Source organism: Psychroflexus sp. S27 (assembly GCF_002810405.1).
GTDB classification, from domain to species: domain Bacteria; phylum Bacteroidota; class Bacteroidia; order Flavobacteriales; family Flavobacteriaceae; genus Psychroflexus; species Psychroflexus halocasei_A.
Genome location: NZ_NEXQ01000022.1, coordinates 108690 through 126377, shown reverse-complemented (window position 1 = coordinate 126377; position 17688 = coordinate 108690). Strand labels below are relative to the sequence as shown.

The 17688-nt window shown below is 32.3% G+C and carries 18 protein-coding genes; 9 read left to right on the top strand and 9 right to left on the bottom strand.

Translation table 11 applies throughout. The features are described 5' to 3' along the window. Nucleotides 1–66: 66 nt before the first annotated feature. The 3 genes from CAP47_RS06220 to recR all read right to left on the bottom strand — a co-directional run bounded on the left by CAP47_RS06220 (nucleotide 67) and on the right by recR (nucleotide 3212). Entirely contained in the window at nucleotides 67–1389 is a 1323-nt protein-coding gene (locus CAP47_RS06220; protein ID WP_100775851.1) for a dihydrolipoamide acetyltransferase family protein, read from the bottom strand. 77 nt (nucleotides 1390–1466) lie between these two features. Then, complete coding sequence (locus CAP47_RS06215) at nucleotides 1467–2576, bottom strand: glycosyltransferase family 2 protein (protein WP_262502133.1); 1110 nt, start codon at nucleotides 2574–2576, stop codon at nucleotides 1467–1469. Between the two features lie 18 nt (nucleotides 2577–2594). Beyond that, nucleotides 2595–3212, bottom strand: a complete 618-nt coding sequence (recR, locus tag CAP47_RS06210) for a recombination mediator RecR (protein WP_093244049.1) — start codon at nucleotides 3210–3212, stop codon at nucleotides 2595–2597. A gap of 91 nt (nucleotides 3213–3303) precedes the next feature. Between recR and CAP47_RS06205 the strand changes: the two genes are divergently transcribed. Then, nucleotides 3304–4773, top strand: coding sequence for a sodium:solute symporter (locus CAP47_RS06205; protein WP_100775849.1), 1470 nt, complete (start codon nucleotides 3304–3306; stop codon nucleotides 4771–4773). On the opposite strand, the gene CAP47_RS06200 is transcribed toward CAP47_RS06205, so the two are convergent. The 6 genes from CAP47_RS06200 to CAP47_RS06175 form a co-directional block, all read right to left on the bottom strand. Continuing rightward, nucleotides 4729–5091: a CoA-binding protein gene (locus CAP47_RS06200; RefSeq protein ID WP_093244055.1), complete on the bottom strand. Its 363-nt coding sequence runs from the start codon at nucleotides 5089–5091 to the stop codon at nucleotides 4729–4731. The genes CAP47_RS06205 and CAP47_RS06200 overlap by 45 nt on opposite strands. A gap of 206 nt (nucleotides 5092–5297) precedes the next feature. Then, a complete protein-coding gene (locus CAP47_RS06195; RefSeq protein ID WP_093244058.1) occupies nucleotides 5298–6299 on the bottom strand; it encodes a 3-oxoacyl-ACP synthase III family protein in 1002 nt (333 codons plus the stop codon). A gap of 340 nt (nucleotides 6300–6639) precedes the next feature. After that, nucleotides 6640–7236 carry a hypothetical protein gene (locus CAP47_RS06190; protein ID WP_100775848.1) on the bottom strand — a complete coding sequence of 199 codons (597 nt, stop codon included), beginning with the start codon at nucleotides 7234–7236 and terminating at the stop codon, nucleotides 6640–6642. A gap of 4 nt (nucleotides 7237–7240) precedes the next feature. Continuing rightward, complete coding sequence (locus CAP47_RS06185) at nucleotides 7241–7744, bottom strand: hypothetical protein (RefSeq protein WP_100775847.1); 504 nt, start codon at nucleotides 7742–7744, stop codon at nucleotides 7241–7243. Between the two features lie 211 nt (nucleotides 7745–7955). Continuing rightward, a complete protein-coding gene (locus CAP47_RS06180; protein WP_100775846.1) occupies nucleotides 7956–9263 on the bottom strand; it encodes an ABC1 kinase family protein in 1308 nt (435 codons plus the stop codon). Then, a complete protein-coding gene (locus tag CAP47_RS06175; RefSeq protein WP_100775845.1) occupies nucleotides 9264–9935 on the bottom strand; it encodes a TetR family transcriptional regulator C-terminal domain-containing protein in 672 nt (223 codons plus the stop codon). It abuts the gene before it with no gap. Between the two features lie 157 nt (nucleotides 9936–10092). Here CAP47_RS06175 and htpG point away from each other — a divergent pair, with 157 nt between their 5' ends. From htpG to rplT, 8 genes are all read left to right on the top strand, one after another. After that, nucleotides 10093–11994 (top strand): molecular chaperone HtpG, encoded by a 1902-nt coding sequence (htpG, locus tag CAP47_RS06170; RefSeq protein WP_100775844.1) that lies wholly within the window; start codon nucleotides 10093–10095, stop codon nucleotides 11992–11994. A gap of 124 nt (nucleotides 11995–12118) precedes the next feature. Further along, nucleotides 12119–12763 (top strand): hypothetical protein, encoded by a 645-nt coding sequence (locus tag CAP47_RS06165; protein ID WP_153043499.1) that lies wholly within the window; start codon nucleotides 12119–12121, stop codon nucleotides 12761–12763. Between the two features lie 151 nt (nucleotides 12764–12914). After that, the gene (locus tag CAP47_RS06160) at nucleotides 12915–13760 is read left to right on the top strand and encodes a phospholipase D family protein (RefSeq protein WP_100775842.1); all 846 of its coding nucleotides are present in this window, start codon (nucleotides 12915–12917) and stop codon (nucleotides 13758–13760) included. Nucleotides 13761–13777: 17 nt separating this feature from the next. Beyond that, entirely contained in the window at nucleotides 13778–14296 is a 519-nt protein-coding gene (locus tag CAP47_RS06155) for a GNAT family N-acetyltransferase (protein WP_192869950.1), read from the top strand. A gap of 120 nt (nucleotides 14297–14416) precedes the next feature. Further along, nucleotides 14417–16363: a threonine--tRNA ligase gene (gene thrS, locus CAP47_RS06150; protein WP_100775840.1), complete on the top strand. Its 1947-nt coding sequence runs from the start codon at nucleotides 14417–14419 to the stop codon at nucleotides 16361–16363. Nucleotides 16364–16382: 19 nt separating this feature from the next. Continuing rightward, on the top strand, nucleotides 16383–16949 hold the full coding sequence (gene infC / locus CAP47_RS06145) for a translation initiation factor IF-3 (RefSeq protein WP_093244089.1): 567 nt from the start codon (nucleotides 16383–16385) through the stop codon (nucleotides 16947–16949). Nucleotides 16950–16982: 33 nt separating this feature from the next. Beyond that, the gene (gene rpmI, locus CAP47_RS06140; RefSeq protein ID WP_093244092.1) at nucleotides 16983–17180 is read left to right on the top strand and encodes a 50S ribosomal protein L35; all 198 of its coding nucleotides are present in this window, start codon (nucleotides 16983–16985) and stop codon (nucleotides 17178–17180) included. Between the two features lie 95 nt (nucleotides 17181–17275). After that, nucleotides 17276–17620, top strand: coding sequence for a 50S ribosomal protein L20 (gene rplT, locus CAP47_RS06135; RefSeq protein ID WP_100775839.1), 345 nt, complete (start codon nucleotides 17276–17278; stop codon nucleotides 17618–17620). The last annotated feature ends 68 nt before the right edge of the window (nucleotides 17621–17688 follow it).

The window sequence follows — 17688 nt, the reverse complement described above, 5'->3', positions numbered from 1 at the left end:
ATAAACATAAAAAATCCGATTGCTTTATGGCAATCGGATTTTTTTATGAATCATTTTTTGTCTGAATTAAACTGTTTGTTCAGGATCAAAACCTTCTAAGTATTGTGCGACACGTTGAACAAATTGTCCACCTAAGGCGCCGTTGACAACACGGTGATCGTAACTATGTGATAGGAACATTTTGTAACGAATACCAATGAAATCACCTTCAGGTGTTTCAATTACAGCAGGAACTTTTCTGATTGCTCCAAGAGCTAAAATACCAACTTGTGGCTGGTTGATAATTGGTGTTCCGAAAACGCTGCCAAAAGTACCAACATTAGTCACTGTGTAAGTTCCGCCTTGAGTTTCATCAGGTTTTAATTTACCAATTCTAGCACGATTAGCAAGATCATTTACTTTTTTCGCCATGCCTAATAAGTTCAATTGATCTGCATTATGAATGACAGGGACAATTAAATCTCCATTAGGAAGTGCAGCTGCCATTCCTAAATTGATATTTTTCTTTTTAATGATTTGTGTTCCATCAACTTGAATATTAACACCTGGAAAATCTTTAATTGCTTTAACAACAGCTTCCATGAAAATAGGTGTGAAAGTTAATTTTTCACCTTCTCTTTCTTGGAATGATTTCTTGTGTTTGTTTCTCCAATTCCAAATATTAGTAACGTCAACTTCAATGAAAGATTGAACGTGGGCTGAAGTTTGCTTGCTACTTGTCATGTGGCTCGCAATCATTTTACCCATTCGTGTCATTTCAACAATCTCATCTTCTGCATTAATATTGACAGGTGTTTTTGCTTTAGGAAGTTCTTGTGCAGCAGGTTTAGGAGCTGCTTTTGTTTCCTGAGTTGTTTTTTGTTGAGTCTGCTGTCCGCGGTTTTTGACGTAAGTCAGCATATCATCTTTAGTGACGCGGCCTTCTAGACCTGATCCTTCTACTTTTTCTAATTCATTAAGAGAAATACCTTCTTCCTTAGCAATATTTTTGACCAAAGGAGAATAGAAGCGAGATGCATCAGCGAAGTTAGTTGATGCTGTTTCTTTTGCAGCTGCGATGTCATTTTCAATGTTCTCTGCAGCTTGCTGTGTTGTCTCTTTATCTTCGGTTGCTTGGTTGTTACTTTCTGAAGTATTTTCTGCTTCACCTTCAACTTCGATAATTGCGATGGTTTGTCCAACTTGAACGACATCATCAACTTCAAAAAGTTTTTCTTTTAAAACGCCATCAACTTCACTTGGAACTTCGGAGTCAACTTTGTCAGTTGCAATTTCTAAAACTGCTTCATCAGCCTCAATCGTATCACCAACTTCTTTTAGCCAGTTGGTTATGGTTGCCTCAGCAACACTTTCTCCCATTTTAGGAAGTTTTAATTCGATATTTGCCATATAATTATTGTAATACTTGTTTTAAATGAATTTTTTGCGAATTTACTAAATAAAAGCCGTTTATGGTTTTAATTTTATCATAAATCTAAGCTTAGCATTTCTCCCTGCTCATCTTTTGAATCGCTTCCAACACAAAAATTAATGCCTTCGGGTCTAATTCTGATCTTTGCAGGAATGTCTCGCCAATTTACAATTTTTTCTATAACTTCCATATAACGCATTGTACTCATATCAAATATGATGTACTTTTTTCTTAACGTAGATAAATTTATTGTTGAAATTTCTCTTTCTGTATAAAAATAAACTTTGTTGAATTTCTTTTCTAAGCCTTTGAAATTGTTTTGTTGATCAGTGATTACAATTGCTTCATGATAAGTTTCAGTAGTTTGGTTTTTCTTCTTCTTTGAAGCTGTTAATTTTAGGAAACCTAAAGCGAATTTTAAACTGTATTCAAGGAGTTTATTGTTGTAATGCTTCTTATAAAAAATAAGCATGGCTCCAAAAAATCGATCATAATATTGTTTATTCTTAACTGTACTTTCTCCCTTGAAATGAATTGTTTTTATATTTCCAGCATAATAGTTATCGCGCTTGTTTTTAAGAAGTTTGTAACTTAAATCAATATCTTCACCGTACATGAAGAAATCTTCATCAAAACCTTTTACAGTCAAATAATCTTGACGTTTCAGAAACATGAATGCACCAACAAGAACATCAGTCTTCCCATTTTCATGAGTTTGAAGATTGTTGTTGTAATAATCTTTATCTTGACCTATAAGTTTTTGAAAAGCAACTTTTGGATTGGGAATATTGCGTTTCGATTCTGGTAAAAAATATCCCTTTCCATCGATTAACTGAGTGCCAATTGCACCTAAATTTTTCTTGCTTTTGTAAAGCTTTAAAAGTTTTTCAAAACAGTCTTCAGCAACAACTGTGTCAGGATTTAAAATGCAGAGATATTCTCCTTTTGCTTGTTTGACAGCTAGATTATTTGCTTTAGAAAATCCTGTGTTTTCTTTATTTGCGATAGTTTTAACTTCAGGAAAATGATGATGTGTTAGAGCTAGACTTTCATCTTCTGAGTTATTATCGATAACGATAATTTCAGCTTTCATATTTTTGATAGCCTTACTCACACTTTCAAGGCAGAGCATGAGATAATGAGGGACTTTATAGTTCAGGATCACGACGCTGAGTTCCACAATTTAAGCTTTTAAGGATTTTTCAAAAGGAATACGGTGCACAATACTTCTACCTAAAGTGACTTCATCGGCAAATTCTAGCTCATCACCAACAGAAATGCCACGTGCAATAGTTGACATTTTTATATCAAAATTTTCTATTTGTTTATAAATATAAAAATTTGTGGTGTCGCCTTCCATGGTGCTGCTCAATGCGAAAATAATCTCATTAATCTGACCTTCTTTGGCCTTCTGAGTTAAGCTTTCAATGGTTAAATCGTTGGGTCCGATGCCTTCAATGGGATTGATTTTTCCGTTCAAAACATGATAAACACCTCTATATTGCTCGGTGTTTTCAATGGCCATAATGTCTCGAATGTCTTCAACCACACAAACGATGCTTTGATCTCTTTTAGGATTTGCACAAATATCGCAAATCTCACTATCAGAAATATTGTGGCAATTTTTACAACGCTTGATTTTCAATTTTAAATCTAATAATGACTTCGCTAAATCTGTGGTGACTTCTTGATCTTGATTGAGTAAGTGTAAAACGAGTCGTAATGCAGTCCTTTTTCCTATACCTGGTAAAAATGAAACCTGTTCAACAGCTTCTTGAAGCAATTTGGAAGAAAATTCCATTTGAAATTATTTTTTAGGCTTTGCTGTAAAGGTAAATTTTTAATCTTAGATAAACCTTACTTTTTGTACTTTTGGCGACTAAATTAAAAATATGCAGCCAAGTCTGATTCTTTTATTAATCGCACTTTACTTTGGTGTTCTTATCGCGATTTCTTTTTTGACAAGTCGAGGAAATAAAACTTCTGAAAATGCTGATTTTTTTGTAGCAAGTCGTCAATCACCTTGGTATTTGGTTGCTTTTGGGATGATAGGTGCTTCTTTAAGCGGCGTAACTTTTATTTCAATTCCTGGGACAATTGCAGATACAGGCTTTGGTTATTTCCAGGTTGTTTTGGGTTATACTTTGGGTTACGCAGTGATTGGTACCGTTTTACTTCCTTTATATTATCGATTAAACTTAACATCCATTTACACTTATCTAGAAACGAGATATGGAGATTATGCTTACAAAACTGGCGCAAGTTTCTTCGTTTTATCAAGGTTAGTTGGGTCGAGTTTTAGATTGTTTTTAGTGGCCAACGTTTTACAGTTAATTGTTTTTGATGAGCTCAATGTTCCTTACTATGTGACGGTAACGATGACTATCTTTTTAATTTGGCTTTATACTTTTAGAAGTGGTATTAAAACAATTGTGTGGACAGATACTTTACAGACACTTTTTATGTTAACTGCTATGCTTTTTGCCGTTGGTTTGTTGATGCAGAACTTAGATGTTTCTTTTTTTAATGTTTCAGTATATCTCAATTCTCATGAAGAATTCCAAATTTTCTTTTTTGAAGATTTAAAAAGTAGCAACTATTTCTTTAAACAGTTTATTTCAGGTGCTTTCATTGCGATCGTTATGACGGGATTAGATCAAGATATGATGCAGAAAAACCTGACTTGTCGAAGCTTGAAAGATGCACAGAAAAACATGTTTTGGTTTACAATTGTGTTAGTGATTACAAATTTTTTGTTTCTTTTTCTTGGTCTTTTATTAATGGATTATGCAAATCAAAATAATTTTACTGAAATTGGAGATGCTCTTTTTCCAGCGATTGCAACTTCTGGAGATTTAGGTCTTGGCTTGGCTATTTTGTTTTGTATTGGCTTAATTGCTGCAGCTTATTCAAGTGCAGATTCTGCTTTGACTTCATTAACAACTTCAATTAGTATTGACTTGGTTCAAATACAGAAGAAATACGATCAAAAGAAACAAGTTATTGTACGTAAAAGAATTCATGTTTTTGTGACTTTACTGCTTATTGTGATCATGATGGTTTATAAATATGCCATCACAGATACGAGTTTGATTTACACACTTTTTGAATTCGCAGGTTATACTTATGGACCTTTGCTTGGTTTATATGCTTTTGGGCTTTTCACAAAACTAAAAGCCGCAGATATATGGATTCCTTTTATTTCGATAGGTGCCGTTGTGCTCACATTTTTCTTCAGTCTGTATTTAGAGTCGATTCACGATTTTGAACTTGGTTTTTTTGTGTTAATTGTGAATGGAGCTTTAAGTTTTGTTGGCTTAATATTGTCCAGTTTGAAGCAGGACCAAAGTGCAAGCATTTAAACATTTGATATTGTTGTTTTCTAATAAATGCTGAAAATCATTATTCTCAGCACCTGGATTAAATATCACACGCTTTGGATTTAGCTTAAGGATATAATCTATAAACTCTTCCTGGTTTTTAGGATTCAAATAAACAGTGACAGTATCAATGTTTTTTAATGCAATTTGTTTGTCATAAACTTGAAATCCATCAATTTGAAATTCTTTTTTACCAATGCCAACTGCTTCAAAATTATATTTTTTAAGAAATTTTAAAGCAAGATTTGAGTATCGATTTGGCTTATCTGATGCGCCAATAACAAGTGTTTTTTTAGACATAAGATAGAAGTATTATTTTTACTTAAAGTGAAGTTGAAATGGATGTTAAACTCTGTTAATGCATGTAACAAATTAGCATTTTGAGCGTTTAATAAGATAGGGAACGTTTATTCGTTAACTATAAAAACTTTGATTGCCTGTTGCAGTGTTTCATGGTTAGATTAGGTTAGGTTAAATTTGTTGTGCAGCAGGCAATTTTTTATTTGTTACCACTTTATGATACAACTTCCCCATGTAAAACCACTTCCGAAAGCGGCCAAAACAACAATATCACCTTTCATAATTTTCTTTTCTTCCCAAGCCTCAGTTAAAGCAATCGGTATAGAAGCTGCAGTCGTGTTACCGTAGCGTTGAATGTTATTGTAAACTTGATCATCAGAAAGTTGAAATTTCTTCTGAACAAACTGTGATATTCTTAAATTCGCTTGATGAGGAATTAGCATATTGATATCATCTTTCTTTAAGCCATTTTTTTCTAAGCCTTCATTAATCACTTCAGAAAAACGAACAACGGCATGCTTAAAAACGAGTTGACCATTCATGTATGGAAAATATGGGATATCTTCTTGAGGATTTTCAGCAATAATTTCAGGTACCCAATGTTCAGTTGAAGGACCTATCAGGGATAACTCTTTAGCGAATTGACCTTGAGAATGTAAATGTGTTGATAGTATTTGACTGTCATCTTCACTTCTGCTCAAAACAGCTGCACCAGCGCCATCTCCAAATATGACAGAAACACCCCTGCCACGTGTTGTCATGTCTAAACCGCCACTATGATTTTCACTTCCTATGACAAGAACATTTTTGTACATTCCAGTTTTAATAAATTGATCAGCGACAGAAATGGCATAAATAAAACCGCTGCACTGATTCCTAACATCCAATGCTGGACAAGTTTTAATGCCTAACATATCATGTACAATAACTCCGCTTCCTGGAAAATAATAATCAGGACTTAAGGTTGCAAAAACAATAAGATCAATATCGTCTTTGTCAATTTTTGCGCGTTCAATTGCAATTTTGGCTGCTTTAACACCCATTTTTGCCGTTGAGTCATCACTTTTTTCAATGTGACGTCTTTCTTTAATGCCTGTACGTTCTTGTATCCATTCATCACTTGTGTCCATGATTTTTGATAAATCATTGTTGGTCACAACATTTTCAGGAACATATTTTCCGAGGCCAATTATTTTAGAACTATACATAAAAGGAATTTATTGCAATATACATAAATAAAATACGAAAGCCGCAGTACGATTGACTACAGCTTGCAGTTTAAAAATGAATTTATTTTTCTTAAGAATTATAACGGTCCGTGCATAACGAAAGTGGCGACTTAAAATGCGCAAGTTTTTCGGTTAAACTTTTCACTTTCTAAAAATACACAAACCTTTCATTTCAGCCACAAATCTCGCCATTTTTGTTATGCGCTGTTGGCAACTGGCTTATTAAATCGTGCTTTTTAAAACTGAAAAATATAAAATTGGTTTCAATATTATATTGAAACCAATTTATTTAGCCTTTGAACTTAATTATAATTTTAAATTATTCAATACCTATACTTTCTTTTGTTTCTTTTGTTAAATTCCAGTTTTGCATAACATCTAAACTAACCAAAAGTATATTCACATCATTTTTGTTAACTTTTGATACTTCTTCATACCATTCAAAAGATTGATTATTAATTGATTTATGAGAACTTACATATTTACCATAAAATATTACAACAGAAATCATATCATCTTTAACCTTATTAGAATATAAAGGATTTATTTTATCCAAAAGTTCTTCAAATAAGAATGCTGATTTATCTATTTTTAAATCATTAATTTGATTAAAATCAGATATAATATTTGTACACTCATTATGATTAAATACATTTTTGACCTGTTTACCATTCTTTTTAAAAAATAAAACTTGGGGCAAACTTAATTTATCTTGTTCATTAAATTCTGCAAAAGTTCGAATGTCTTTTAATGTGTACAGATGATTCTTTTCATAATTAAGGTTATTAGTAGATAAATATTTCTCAAGAGATTCTTTGGTTTCTAGTGTAAAACTAATTTCGGCATCTTTAGTTGAAGTTACTTTACAACCTGATATAAAAAAAATAACAATAACTATTATTAGTGTTCTTTTCATTTTACTAGTTATTTGTCAATCTAACATAAAATACATCAGGGTCAACATTGCTTTCTACAAAGTCATAAGTACCAGCTTTAAAAGTAAAGCCTTTTGATATTTCAAGCTTATCACAGTCGTCATCATCTAAAACAAAATCTTCTTCAAGTTTTAAAAAATCACCACCAAACTCATCTCGAATTTTCTGCATATAATCTTTATCAACTTCCAATCTAATTGTTTGATTGTCTTCTTTTATTAAATAAGTACCGATAGATTTGTCTTCATATACGGTTATTTTTACTCTTTCAATTTTAACTTCAACCTTATCTAGTTTGCAAATCCCTATCCTAAAACAGTTTCTAGATTTTCGTCCTATTCTCCATACAGTTTTAACGTGACCTGAATTAACCTTTTCTTGGTAATCAAGTAATTCAGTATCATCTACACTAATATCATCACTGCAAGATGAAGTTATACTAACAACGATACATAATGTTAAAAATTTTAAATTATTTACTAATTTCATTTTATCAATTTAAAATTTATTTTGAATATTTTACCAACTAAACTTTGCTATTGTATTTAAATTAAGTAAACTCATAACTCAACATCAGAATTAAAATAATACGTTTCTAATCAATAAGCATTTAAAGACTTCATTTTTCATAAAAGCAATATATATAATTTTTGAAATCATTAATATTATTCAGAAATTTTTTTTTCAGCTTGTTGCCAACTTAATTATATAGCTTGTAATTAACTGTCTTGATCTGAGCTTTTAAATCGTTTAATAAATTATAAAGTCCAAAGAAAGTCCTATTCATATAGATAAAGTGTTGACTTCCTCTATTACTATTCATTTTTCTTAATTCTTTGTCACTACTGTATTTTTTACTTAAATTTTGAACTTTATCCCAAAATTCTTGGTTGCCAAAATCAAAATCAACTTCATGTAGAGGAGATGTGAATAGGCTTAACATTTCATGAAATAAATCAGAAAAATATTCAATTTCTGCTTCATTATCATCCTCTCTTAGTATTTCGAGCTCTCTTAATTTTTGCTGAAATACTTCTCTGTTGTTGATGTTTTCAGGTTCTGCTAATTCAAAATAAGGCTCATAAAATTCATTAGGTATTTTTTTAACACAGCCAAAGTCAATCGCGATTAAATCATCATTTTCATCAATTAAGAAGTTTCCAGGATGCGGATCTGCATGCACTTCGCGCAAGTTATGTAATTGATGCATATAGAAATCCCAAAGGGCTTGACCTATTTTATTACCTTGCTCTTGTGTGAAATCGGTTTTTGTAAACTCGCTTAAATGCTTGCCGTACATCCAATCCATCGTGATAATTTTTTCACTTGAGAGCTCTTTATAATATTTAGGAAATCTCAAGTGTGGGATATGTGCACAAGCTTCAGAAATTCTTTCGCTTTGTTCAAGCTCCAAGATGTAATCAGTTTCTTCTAAAAGTTTACCTTCTATTTCCTGAAAATATCTATCATTATCTTGTCCTTGTAAGTTAAACATTCTGATTGCAATGGGTTTGACCATCGCTAAATCTGAACTGATACTATCTGCAACACCAGGATATTGAATTTTGACAGCTAATTCACGATCATCTTTTTTGGCTTTATGAACTTGACCAATACTCGCTGCATTGATAGAATCTTTCGAAAACTCATCAAATAAATCTTCTGGATATTGACCGATATATTTCTTGAAAGTTTTGCGAACTAAAGGTGCAGAAAGTGGAGGGACGCTGAATTGAGATAAACTAAATTTTTCAACATATGCGCTAGGTAACAAGCTTTTTTCCATCGAAAGCATTTGTGCAACTTTTAAGGCGCTACCTTTCAAGTCTTTTAAGCTGTCGTAAATATCAGAAGCATTGTCTTTATTGAGCTCTTCTTTATCTAAAGAAGGATTAAAAGCTTTTTTGCTATAATATTTGAGGTAATTTCCACCAATCTTAGCTCCAGTTGAAACTAACTTGGAGGTTCTGTTGAATTTACCAGTAGGTATTTTGTCTATGGTTTTCATTTACTTAAGGATTTCTTTGTATAAAAATTTACCCAAATCGAAAACGCGTTCTAAAGCGGAATTATCTAAAATGTCAAAAATTGTATTGACTGATTTTTCAATGGCGACATCTGTTTTTTCAAATGAAGCCGAGTCATCTTCTTTCCAGAATTTTAATAAGAATAAAAATTGTAGCCAAGTGCCTTCAGCATAAATCTTTTTGTTTCTCTGAAGGAATTTAATATTTTGTTCGTCGTTTTCATCTTCAACCAAGTCGCTAGCAAAATTTAAAATATGCTTTCTTAAATCTTTAAGTTGTTTTAAATTTTTTAATTCTTGATCATTTTCATTTAAAACATTTAAAACATATAAAACATAACTTCGGTTGGCAGTCAAAATTTCAAAAAGCGTATAAAAGAAAGTCAGTAATTTATCTCTGTTACTTGCTTCTTGCAATTCTGCACTTCCTTTAATGAGTTCTGCGGCATTGTTATAAAATTGAACCCAAATGTCTTTCTGCAAGGCTTCTAAACTTCCATAAAAACTATAGAATTGTTCTTCAGAAATTTTATTTTCTTTCGCAAATTTATAAACAGATTTTGGATATTTTTCGTTTTCTAAAACGCTGTCCATATACATGCTGACAATACCAGCTGGCGTAATTTTTTTCTGTGATTTTACTTGTTTTGCCATGAGATGTGTTTTGTTACAAAGATAAGATTGTTTAATCTTTCAAGTCAATAATTAAACAAAACTTTCTGTTAAATTATATCTTGCATTATCTGTCAAGATGTCAGAAAGTTAAGATTGGTATTTAGTTTGACTTACACGTATTCAAAATATTAAAATTATGGCAAAAGGAAATATCAATGTTTCTGTCGAAAATATCTTCCCTTTAATTAAGAAATTTTTGTACAGTGATCACGAAATCTTTTTAAGAGAATTGATTTCGAATGCAACAGATGCAACTTTAAAGTTAGAACATCTCGTTAGAATTGGAGAGGCTAAAATTGAAACTGGTCAACCTAAAATTGAAGTCAAAATCAATAAAGAAGACAATACACTTCATATTATTGATGAAGGTGTTGGGATGACGCAAGATGAAGTTAAAAAATACATCAACGAAGTTGCTTTTTCTGGCGCAGAAGAATTTTTAGAAAAGTATAAAGATTCTGATGCTAAAGAAACTGGCATTATCGGTCATTTTGGTCTAGGTTTTTACTCAGCCTTTATGGTGGCAAATAAGGTTGAAATCTTTACAAAATCTTGGAAAGATGAACCTGCTGCGCATTGGACATGTGAAGGAACTACTGAGTTTTCTCTTGAAGAATCTGACAGAACGACACGCGGAACAGAAATCGTTTTACATATCAATGACGATGAAAAAGAATTTCTTGAAGATGCGCGCATCAATGAATTGTTGGTGAAGTATAACAAATTTATGCCTGTCCCAATTAAATTTGGAACTAAGGAAAAAGAATTACCACTTCCTGATGATGCCAAAGAAGACGAAAAGCCTAAAAAGGTCACTGTTGATAATATCATTAACAACCCTGATCCTGCATGGACAAAGCAGCCAACTGAATTAGAAGAAAAAGATTATAACGAGTTTTATAGAGAGCTTTACCCAACGCAATTTGAAGAGCCGCTTTTCCATATTCACTTAAATGTAGATTATCCATTTAACTTGACAGGAATTTTATACTTCCCAAAACTGTCGAACGATATGGCAATGCAGAAAGATAAAATTCAGCTTTACCAAAATCAAGTTTTCGTAACGGATAATGTTGAAGGTATTGTGCCTGAATTTTTAACCATGCTAAAAGGTGTGATTGATTCGCCTGATATCCCTCTGAATGTGTCGCGTTCATATTTACAAGCTGATGGAGCTGTTAAAAAGATTTCAAGTTATATCACAAGAAAAGTTGCTGATAAATTGAAATCATTATTCAATAATAGTCGTGAAGATTTTGAGAAAAAATGGAACGACATTAAAGTTGTTATCGAATACGGAATGTTAACTGAAGATAAGTTTTTTGAGAAAGCTCAGAAATTTAATCTTTTCCCAACCGTTGATGACACTTACCTAACTTATGAGGAACTTGAAGAAAAAATCAAAGCAAACCAAACTGATAAAGATGATAAATTAGTTGTGCTTTACGCTTCAAATAAAGAGGCGCAACACGGTGCAATCAAATCGGCTAAAGATAAAGGTTACGAAGTTTTATTACTCGATTCTCCAATTGTTTCGCACTTAATTCAGAAAATTGAATCTGAAAAAGAAAATAAAGTTTCTTTCGTAAGAGTTGATAGTGATCACATTGATAACTTGATTAAAAAGGACGAAGAGCAGGTTTCAAAATTAAATGACGAAGAAAAAGAGAAGCTAAAAGAGAGCTTTGAAACTGTTGTGCCAAAAGAAAAGTACACAGTTCAGGTTGAAGCATTAGCCTCAGATTCTGCACCAGTGATGATTACGCAGCCAGAATTTATGCGCCGAATGAAAGAAATGCAGCAGAGCGGTGGAGGCGGCGGCATGTTTGGCATGGGGAATATGCCAGAGATGTATAACTTAGTTGTGAATGCAAACCATCCATTGGCTAGCCAAATCTTATCTGCCGATCAAAAAGAAAGTTCTGAAAAGATGATCAAGCAAAGTTTAGACTTAGCGCTTTTATCACAAGGGATGTTGAAGGGAGAAGCCTTGACAAACTTTGTTAACGCTAATTTTGATAAGTTGCAGAATTCATAATTCAGTTATTTTTTAAAACAAATGAAAACCATCAATTCTTAAAGATTGATGGTTTTTTTATGTGTCAATCTTTTTGAAAATTGCATTTTTGAGATGTCAATATTAATTTTTGAAAATACAGTTTATGAAAATGACGCTGCGTTTAAGTTTTCTAATGTCTTTTTTTATTTTGATGTCTTGTCAAAATAAAACTGAAGAAGATAAAAAAGAGAAGAGTACAACTCCGGAGAAACAAGAAGTCAGAAAGCTAACTGAAAATGATCAGCTACTCCAAAACCTGATGTACGCGCATCAAACTGAAAAATTTCAGATGAAAGATCGAGTTGAGTTTATGTTGCGCCTCAAAAAAGAAGATAATGAAACCATTAAAACAATTGTGAAGTCTAACACTTTTGAAGTTAAGTTTCCGAATGATTCTATTGATAAAGAAGATGAACTTTTCGCTAGACTTTTTACATTACCTCACAATTTGAGTTATGATGATGACGAAATAGAATTGATAGAACAAAAAGAAATTGATGGCGTTGATCAAGATGTTTTTAAGATTGTCAAACAAAGTGATAAAACACTTGATTTAGTAAGGATCCAAACGCAATCAAAGACGCATTTAATTAAGTCGATCACCCTAAAAGATGATGGGCAGTTAAAGAAATTCATCTATCGAAAATACATCAGCGTCAGCGGCATCACCATTCCAATCCAAATTGATTACTATCAAGGAGAAGAATTAATTCAGCAATTATCAATACAAAGAATTAGTTTTAAATAAAATATTTTGATGGGAGTTGTTATTGAAACCCAAAGACTAATTTTTTAATAGATTGCTTTTGCTTTGCGTCTTCTAGTCTTACTGCATTAAATTTTTATGAATTTGATTGTGAAGTTATATATTTGTTTATTAAATTAAAATTTAATAAACAATGGCAAATTTTCTGAAAGGTAATGATCTAAATGCTGAATTAGAAAGGTTGTTTGAGGCAGCTGAGTATAATATCATTTTAATATCACCTTATATAAAGTTACACGAGCGCTACAAATCATCACTTTTGACAAAACTTAATAACGATGAATTAAAAATTACTGTTTTGTTTGGTAAAAACGAGGATGATTTTTCAAAAAGCATGAAGCAAGAGGATTTCGACTTTTTTAAACAACTTCCTAATGTTGAAATTTTATATGAAAAAAGGCTTCATGCAAAATACTATGCTAATGAAAGGAAAGCGATTTTAACTTCGATGAACTTGTATGGCTTTTCTCAAAATAATAATATTGAAGCTGGAGTGGTTATGGAAAATAAGTCCTCAAGATCTAATAATTTAGATGAAGAGACGTGGGCTTATTTCGAAATTGTTTTGCAGCAAGCTGAACTGCTATACAGTAAAGAGCCTGTTTACGAAAAAAAGAATTTCCTAAGTTCTAAAAAATATTTAAGATCTGAAATTAAAATTGACAAACTATCAGAATTTTTTAATAATAAGAAGTATCAAAAGACATTAAAAAAAGATTACAAAAGAAATAGTTCTCAAGCCAATCAATCTAAGCCGCAAAAAAGTGGATATTGTATAAGAACTGGACATGAGATTTCTTTCAATATTGAAAAACCAATGAGTTATGAGTCTTTCAAAATGTGGAATAAATATAAAAATCCCGACTTTCCTGAAAAGTATTGCCATTTTTCAGGAGAACCATCTCATGGTAAAACAAGCGTAAATAAACCTATTTTGAATAATAATTGGAAAAAAGCAAAAGAGAAATATAATTTATAAAATATGACTTTAAACTAGTGCAAATATTGATTCAAACCCAAAGACTAATTTTTAAACAAATAACACATCAGGATTTAGATGCTTTATTAAAAATTTATCAGTCTCCTAAAAACATGAAATTGGTGCCCAATGCCAAATTTGATTGGAATAAAGAAAAACTTTGGAAAAAGTACGAGCGTTTAAACCAAAACTATAAAAATGGATTTGGTATTTATACGATTCTAAGAAAAGAAGATCAATTCATCATAGGTGAGGCAGGTTTATATAATTCATTTGACGATGAAAAACATTTAGAATTAGGTTGTATTTTGGATCATCAATACTGGAATAAAGCTTATGGTACAGAAATTTGTCAGGCACTTATCAAGTATGCTTTTGAGAAACTAAAAGTTGAAAAACTAACAGCAAGAATGATAAAAGATAACATCGGTTCTAAACGTGTTTCAGAAAAATGTGGAATGACATTTTCTAAAGAAGGGATTTCAGAAAATGGATATCCTTTTTTACAATATGAAATCAAAAAAGAAGATTTTTAATTATTAAAAACGCATCACATAATTTTATTTAAAAAAGAAATGATTATTCATTCAAAAGCGAATGAAATTTCATTTGCCTACAATTATTAACTCAGTATCTTTGCAGCAAAGATTATATAAATGATAAACATAACATTACCAGACGGAAGCGTTAAGCAATACGAAAGCGGGTCAACACCTATGGATGTGGCTCAAAGTATCAGCGCAGGTTTAGCAAGACAGGTTATTTCTGCCAAATTTAATGGAGAAACAGTAGAAACCACAACTGCTTTAACCACGGATGGTGATTTGGTTTTGTTGACATTTAGAGATGATGCAGGGAAGCAAGCTTTTTGGCATTCTACTTCACATGTGATGGCACAAGCTATTCAGGAACTTTATCCTGGTGTGAAATTAACGATTGGTCCTTCAATTGAAAATGGATTTTATTACGATATTGATTTTGTTGAACAAAAAGTCTCAGAAAATGATTTTCCTGAAATTGAAAAACGCATGCTTGAAATCGCAAGAGGAAAGCATGAATTCAAAATGCGAAGTGTTTCAAAACAAGAAGCTTTAGATTTTTATAAATCAGAAGATAATAAGTTTAAAGTTGAACTCATTGAAAATCTTGAAGATGGTGAAATCACTTTCTGTGATCATGATTCTTTTACAGATTTATGTCGCGGTGGCCATATCCCAAATACAGGTTTTATAAAAGCTGTTAAGTTGATGAGTACAGCTGGTGCTTATTGGCGTGGCGATGAAAAAAATGACCAATTAACACGTGTTTATGGAATCTCGTTTCCTAAACAAAAAGAACTTAAAGAATATTTAGCACTTTTAGAAGAAGCTAAAAAACGTGACCACAGAAAATTAGGTAAAGAGTTAGGACTTTTCACTTTTTCACAAAAAGTGGGTCAAGGTTTACCTTTATGGTTGCCTAAAGGTGCAGCCTTGCGTAATCGTCTTGAAAACTTCATGAAAGATGCACAAGAAGAAGCAGGTTACGAACCTGTTGTAACACCGCATATTGGTCATAAAGAACTTTACGAAACTTCAGGTCATTATGCCAAATATGGAGAAGATAGTTTTCAGCCAATAAAAACACCAAACGAAGGTGAGGAGTATTTGTTGAAGCCGATGAACTGTCCGCATCACTGTGAGATTTTTAATTCTGAAGCTTGGAGTTACCGTGATTTACCGAAGCGTTTTGCAGAGTTTGGAACCGTTTATCGATACGAGCAAAGTGGTGAATTGCATGGATTAACCCGTGTTCGGGGTTTTACACAAGACGATGCGCATATTTTCTGTACAGCTGATCAGTTAGATGATGAATTTAAAAAAGTAATTGATCTTGTACTTTATGTTTTTGGATCCTTAGGTTTTGAAGATTTTACAGCGCAAGTGTCATTAAGAGATCCTGAAGACAAGACAAAATATATAGGGAGTGATGAAAATTGGGAAAAAGCTGAACAAGCAATCTTAAACGCTGCCAAAGAAAAAGGTTTAAACTATGTTGTTGAAACTGGTGAAGCTGCTTTTTATGGCCCTAAACTAGACTTTATGGTCAAAGATGCTTTAGGTCGTCAATGGCAGTTAGGAACTATTCAGGTGGATTATAATTTGCCTGAACGTTTTGAACTTGAGTACAAAGGAAGCGATAACGAAATGCACAGACCTGTGATGATTCACAGAGCGCCATTCGGAAGTATGGAGCGTTTTGTTGCGATTTTGCTCGAGCATACAGCTGGTAATTTTCCATTATGGTTAATGCCAAAACAAGCTATCATTCTCTCAATCAGTGAGAAATATGAAAAATATTCTAAAAAAGTTTTAAGTTTACTTAAAAATCACGAAATTCGCGCCGATGTCGATCACAGAGGTGAGACAATGGGGAAGAAAATTCGTGAAGCAGAAATGAATAAAATCCCATACATGTTGATTATAGGCGAGAAAGAAGCTGAAAATAATCAAATTTCTGTGAGAAAACATGGGGGAGAAGATTTAGGAGCCATGTCTGTTGAGGACTTTGCTAAAATCATTCAAACCGAGATTGATAAGAATTTAAAAACATTTGAAGTTTAATAATTAAAAATTTATAGCCATAGCATTAAGAAGAAAAAGAAATAACAGAGGTCCACAGAGGAAAAAAGAAAATCCTCATAAGATTAACAAGGAAATTAAAGCGCCAAATGTTCGTGTGGTGGGAGAAAACGTAGAAGTCAAAATCTACGATATCAAAGAAGCCTTGGCGATTGCTGATAAGCAAGATTTGGATTTAGTTGAAATTTCACCTAAAGCTGATCCGCCTGTTTGTAAGGTGATGGACTATAAGAAGTTTTTGTACGAACAAAAGAAACGCGAAAAAGCGATCAAACAAAAAGCTTCAAAAGTTGTCGTGAAAGAAATCAGATTTGGACCAAATACTGATGATCACGATTACGAATTCAAAAAGAAAAATGCAGAGAAGTTTTTAAAAGAAGGCGCAAAGCTCAAGGCTTATGTTTTCTTTAAAGGACGTTCGATTGTGTTTAAAGATAAAGGTCAGATTTTGCTTTTACGTCTTGCTCAAGATTTAGAGGAGATCGCAAAAGTAGAACAAATGCCTAAGTTAGAAGGTAAGCGTATGATTATGATGCTTGCGCCATCTACCACAAAAACGAAAAAGTAAGTTACGATTTAATATATAAATACAAGGATACAGATGCCTAAAATGAAAACAAAGTCGAGTGCTAAAAAGCGTTTTAAATTAACTGCTAGCGGTAAAATTAAGCGTAAACATGCATTCAAGAGTCATATTCTGACTAAAAAATCAAAGAAGCGTAAATTAAAATTAACGCACAGTGGATTAGTTCACAAATCAGATGAAGACAGTATTAAAACACAATTACGTTTAAAGTAATTCGTTTTTTAATCGGTTTTTAATTATTAATTAAACCATGGAGTTGGGCTCAAAATGATTTAACAATCTGCCCACTACAAAAAAAACATTAAATTATGCCTAGATCAACAAACTCAGTCGCGTCAAGAGCGAGACGTAAAAAAATAATGAAGCAAGCTAAAGGTTATTACGGTGTACGTAAAAACGTTTGGACAAGTGCTAAAAATGCAGTCGAAAAAGCAATGTTATATGCTTATAGAGACCGCAAAAACAAGAAAAGAAATTTCAGATCATTATGGATCGTGAGAATTAATGCTGCTGCAAGATTGCACGGTATGTCTTACTCACAATTTATGGGGAAAATGAAGAAAAGCAATATTGAATTGAACCGTAAGGTTCTTGCAGATTTAGCTGTAAACAACCCTGAAGCTTTCAAAGCTGTCATTGATCAAGTGAAATAAATTTCTAACCATATTTTATTTCGTAACTTATTCTTAAGCCTGATTTTTATAATCAGGCTTTTTTATAT

Bases quoted from the DNA above. Each gene is read 5' to 3' on its own strand.
- CAP47_RS06220 (WP_100775851.1), bottom strand. From the start codon at position 1,389: ATGGCAAATATCGAATTAAAACTTCCTAAAATGGGAGAAAGTGTTGCT.
- thrS (WP_100775840.1), top strand. From the start codon at position 14,417: ATGATAAACATAACATTACCAGACGGAAGCGTTAAGCAATACGAAAGC.
- CAP47_RS06165 (WP_153043499.1), top strand. From the start codon at position 12,119: ATGAAAATGACGCTGCGTTTAAGTTTTCTAATGTCTTTTTTTATTTTG.
- CAP47_RS06160 (WP_100775842.1), top strand. From the start codon at position 12,915: ATGGCAAATTTTCTGAAAGGTAATGATCTAAATGCTGAATTAGAAAGG.
- CAP47_RS06175 (WP_100775845.1), bottom strand. From the start codon at position 9,935: ATGGCAAAACAAGTAAAATCACAGAAAAAAATTACGCCAGCTGGTATT.
- rplT (WP_100775839.1), top strand. From the start codon at position 17,276: ATGCCTAGATCAACAAACTCAGTCGCGTCAAGAGCGAGACGTAAAAAA.
- CAP47_RS06190 (WP_100775848.1), bottom strand. From the start codon at position 7,236: ATGAAAAGAACACTAATAATAGTTATTGTTATTTTTTTTATATCAGGT.
- CAP47_RS06205 (WP_100775849.1), top strand. From the start codon at position 3,304: ATGCAGCCAAGTCTGATTCTTTTATTAATCGCACTTTACTTTGGTGTT.
- recR (WP_093244049.1), bottom strand. From the start codon at position 3,212: ATGGAATTTTCTTCCAAATTGCTTCAAGAAGCTGTTGAACAGGTTTCA.
- CAP47_RS06200 (WP_093244055.1), bottom strand. From the start codon at position 5,091: ATGTCTAAAAAAACACTTGTTATTGGCGCATCAGATAAGCCAAATCGA.
- CAP47_RS06195 (WP_093244058.1), bottom strand. From the start codon at position 6,299: ATGTATAGTTCTAAAATAATTGGCCTCGGAAAATATGTTCCTGAAAAT.
- CAP47_RS06180 (WP_100775846.1), bottom strand. From the start codon at position 9,263: ATGAAAACCATAGACAAAATACCTACTGGTAAATTCAACAGAACCTCC.
- CAP47_RS06185 (WP_100775847.1), bottom strand. From the start codon at position 7,744: ATGAAATTAGTAAATAATTTAAAATTTTTAACATTATGTATCGTTGTT.
- htpG (WP_100775844.1), top strand. From the start codon at position 10,093: ATGGCAAAAGGAAATATCAATGTTTCTGTCGAAAATATCTTCCCTTTA.
- rpmI (WP_093244092.1), top strand. From the start codon at position 16,983: ATGCCTAAAATGAAAACAAAGTCGAGTGCTAAAAAGCGTTTTAAATTA.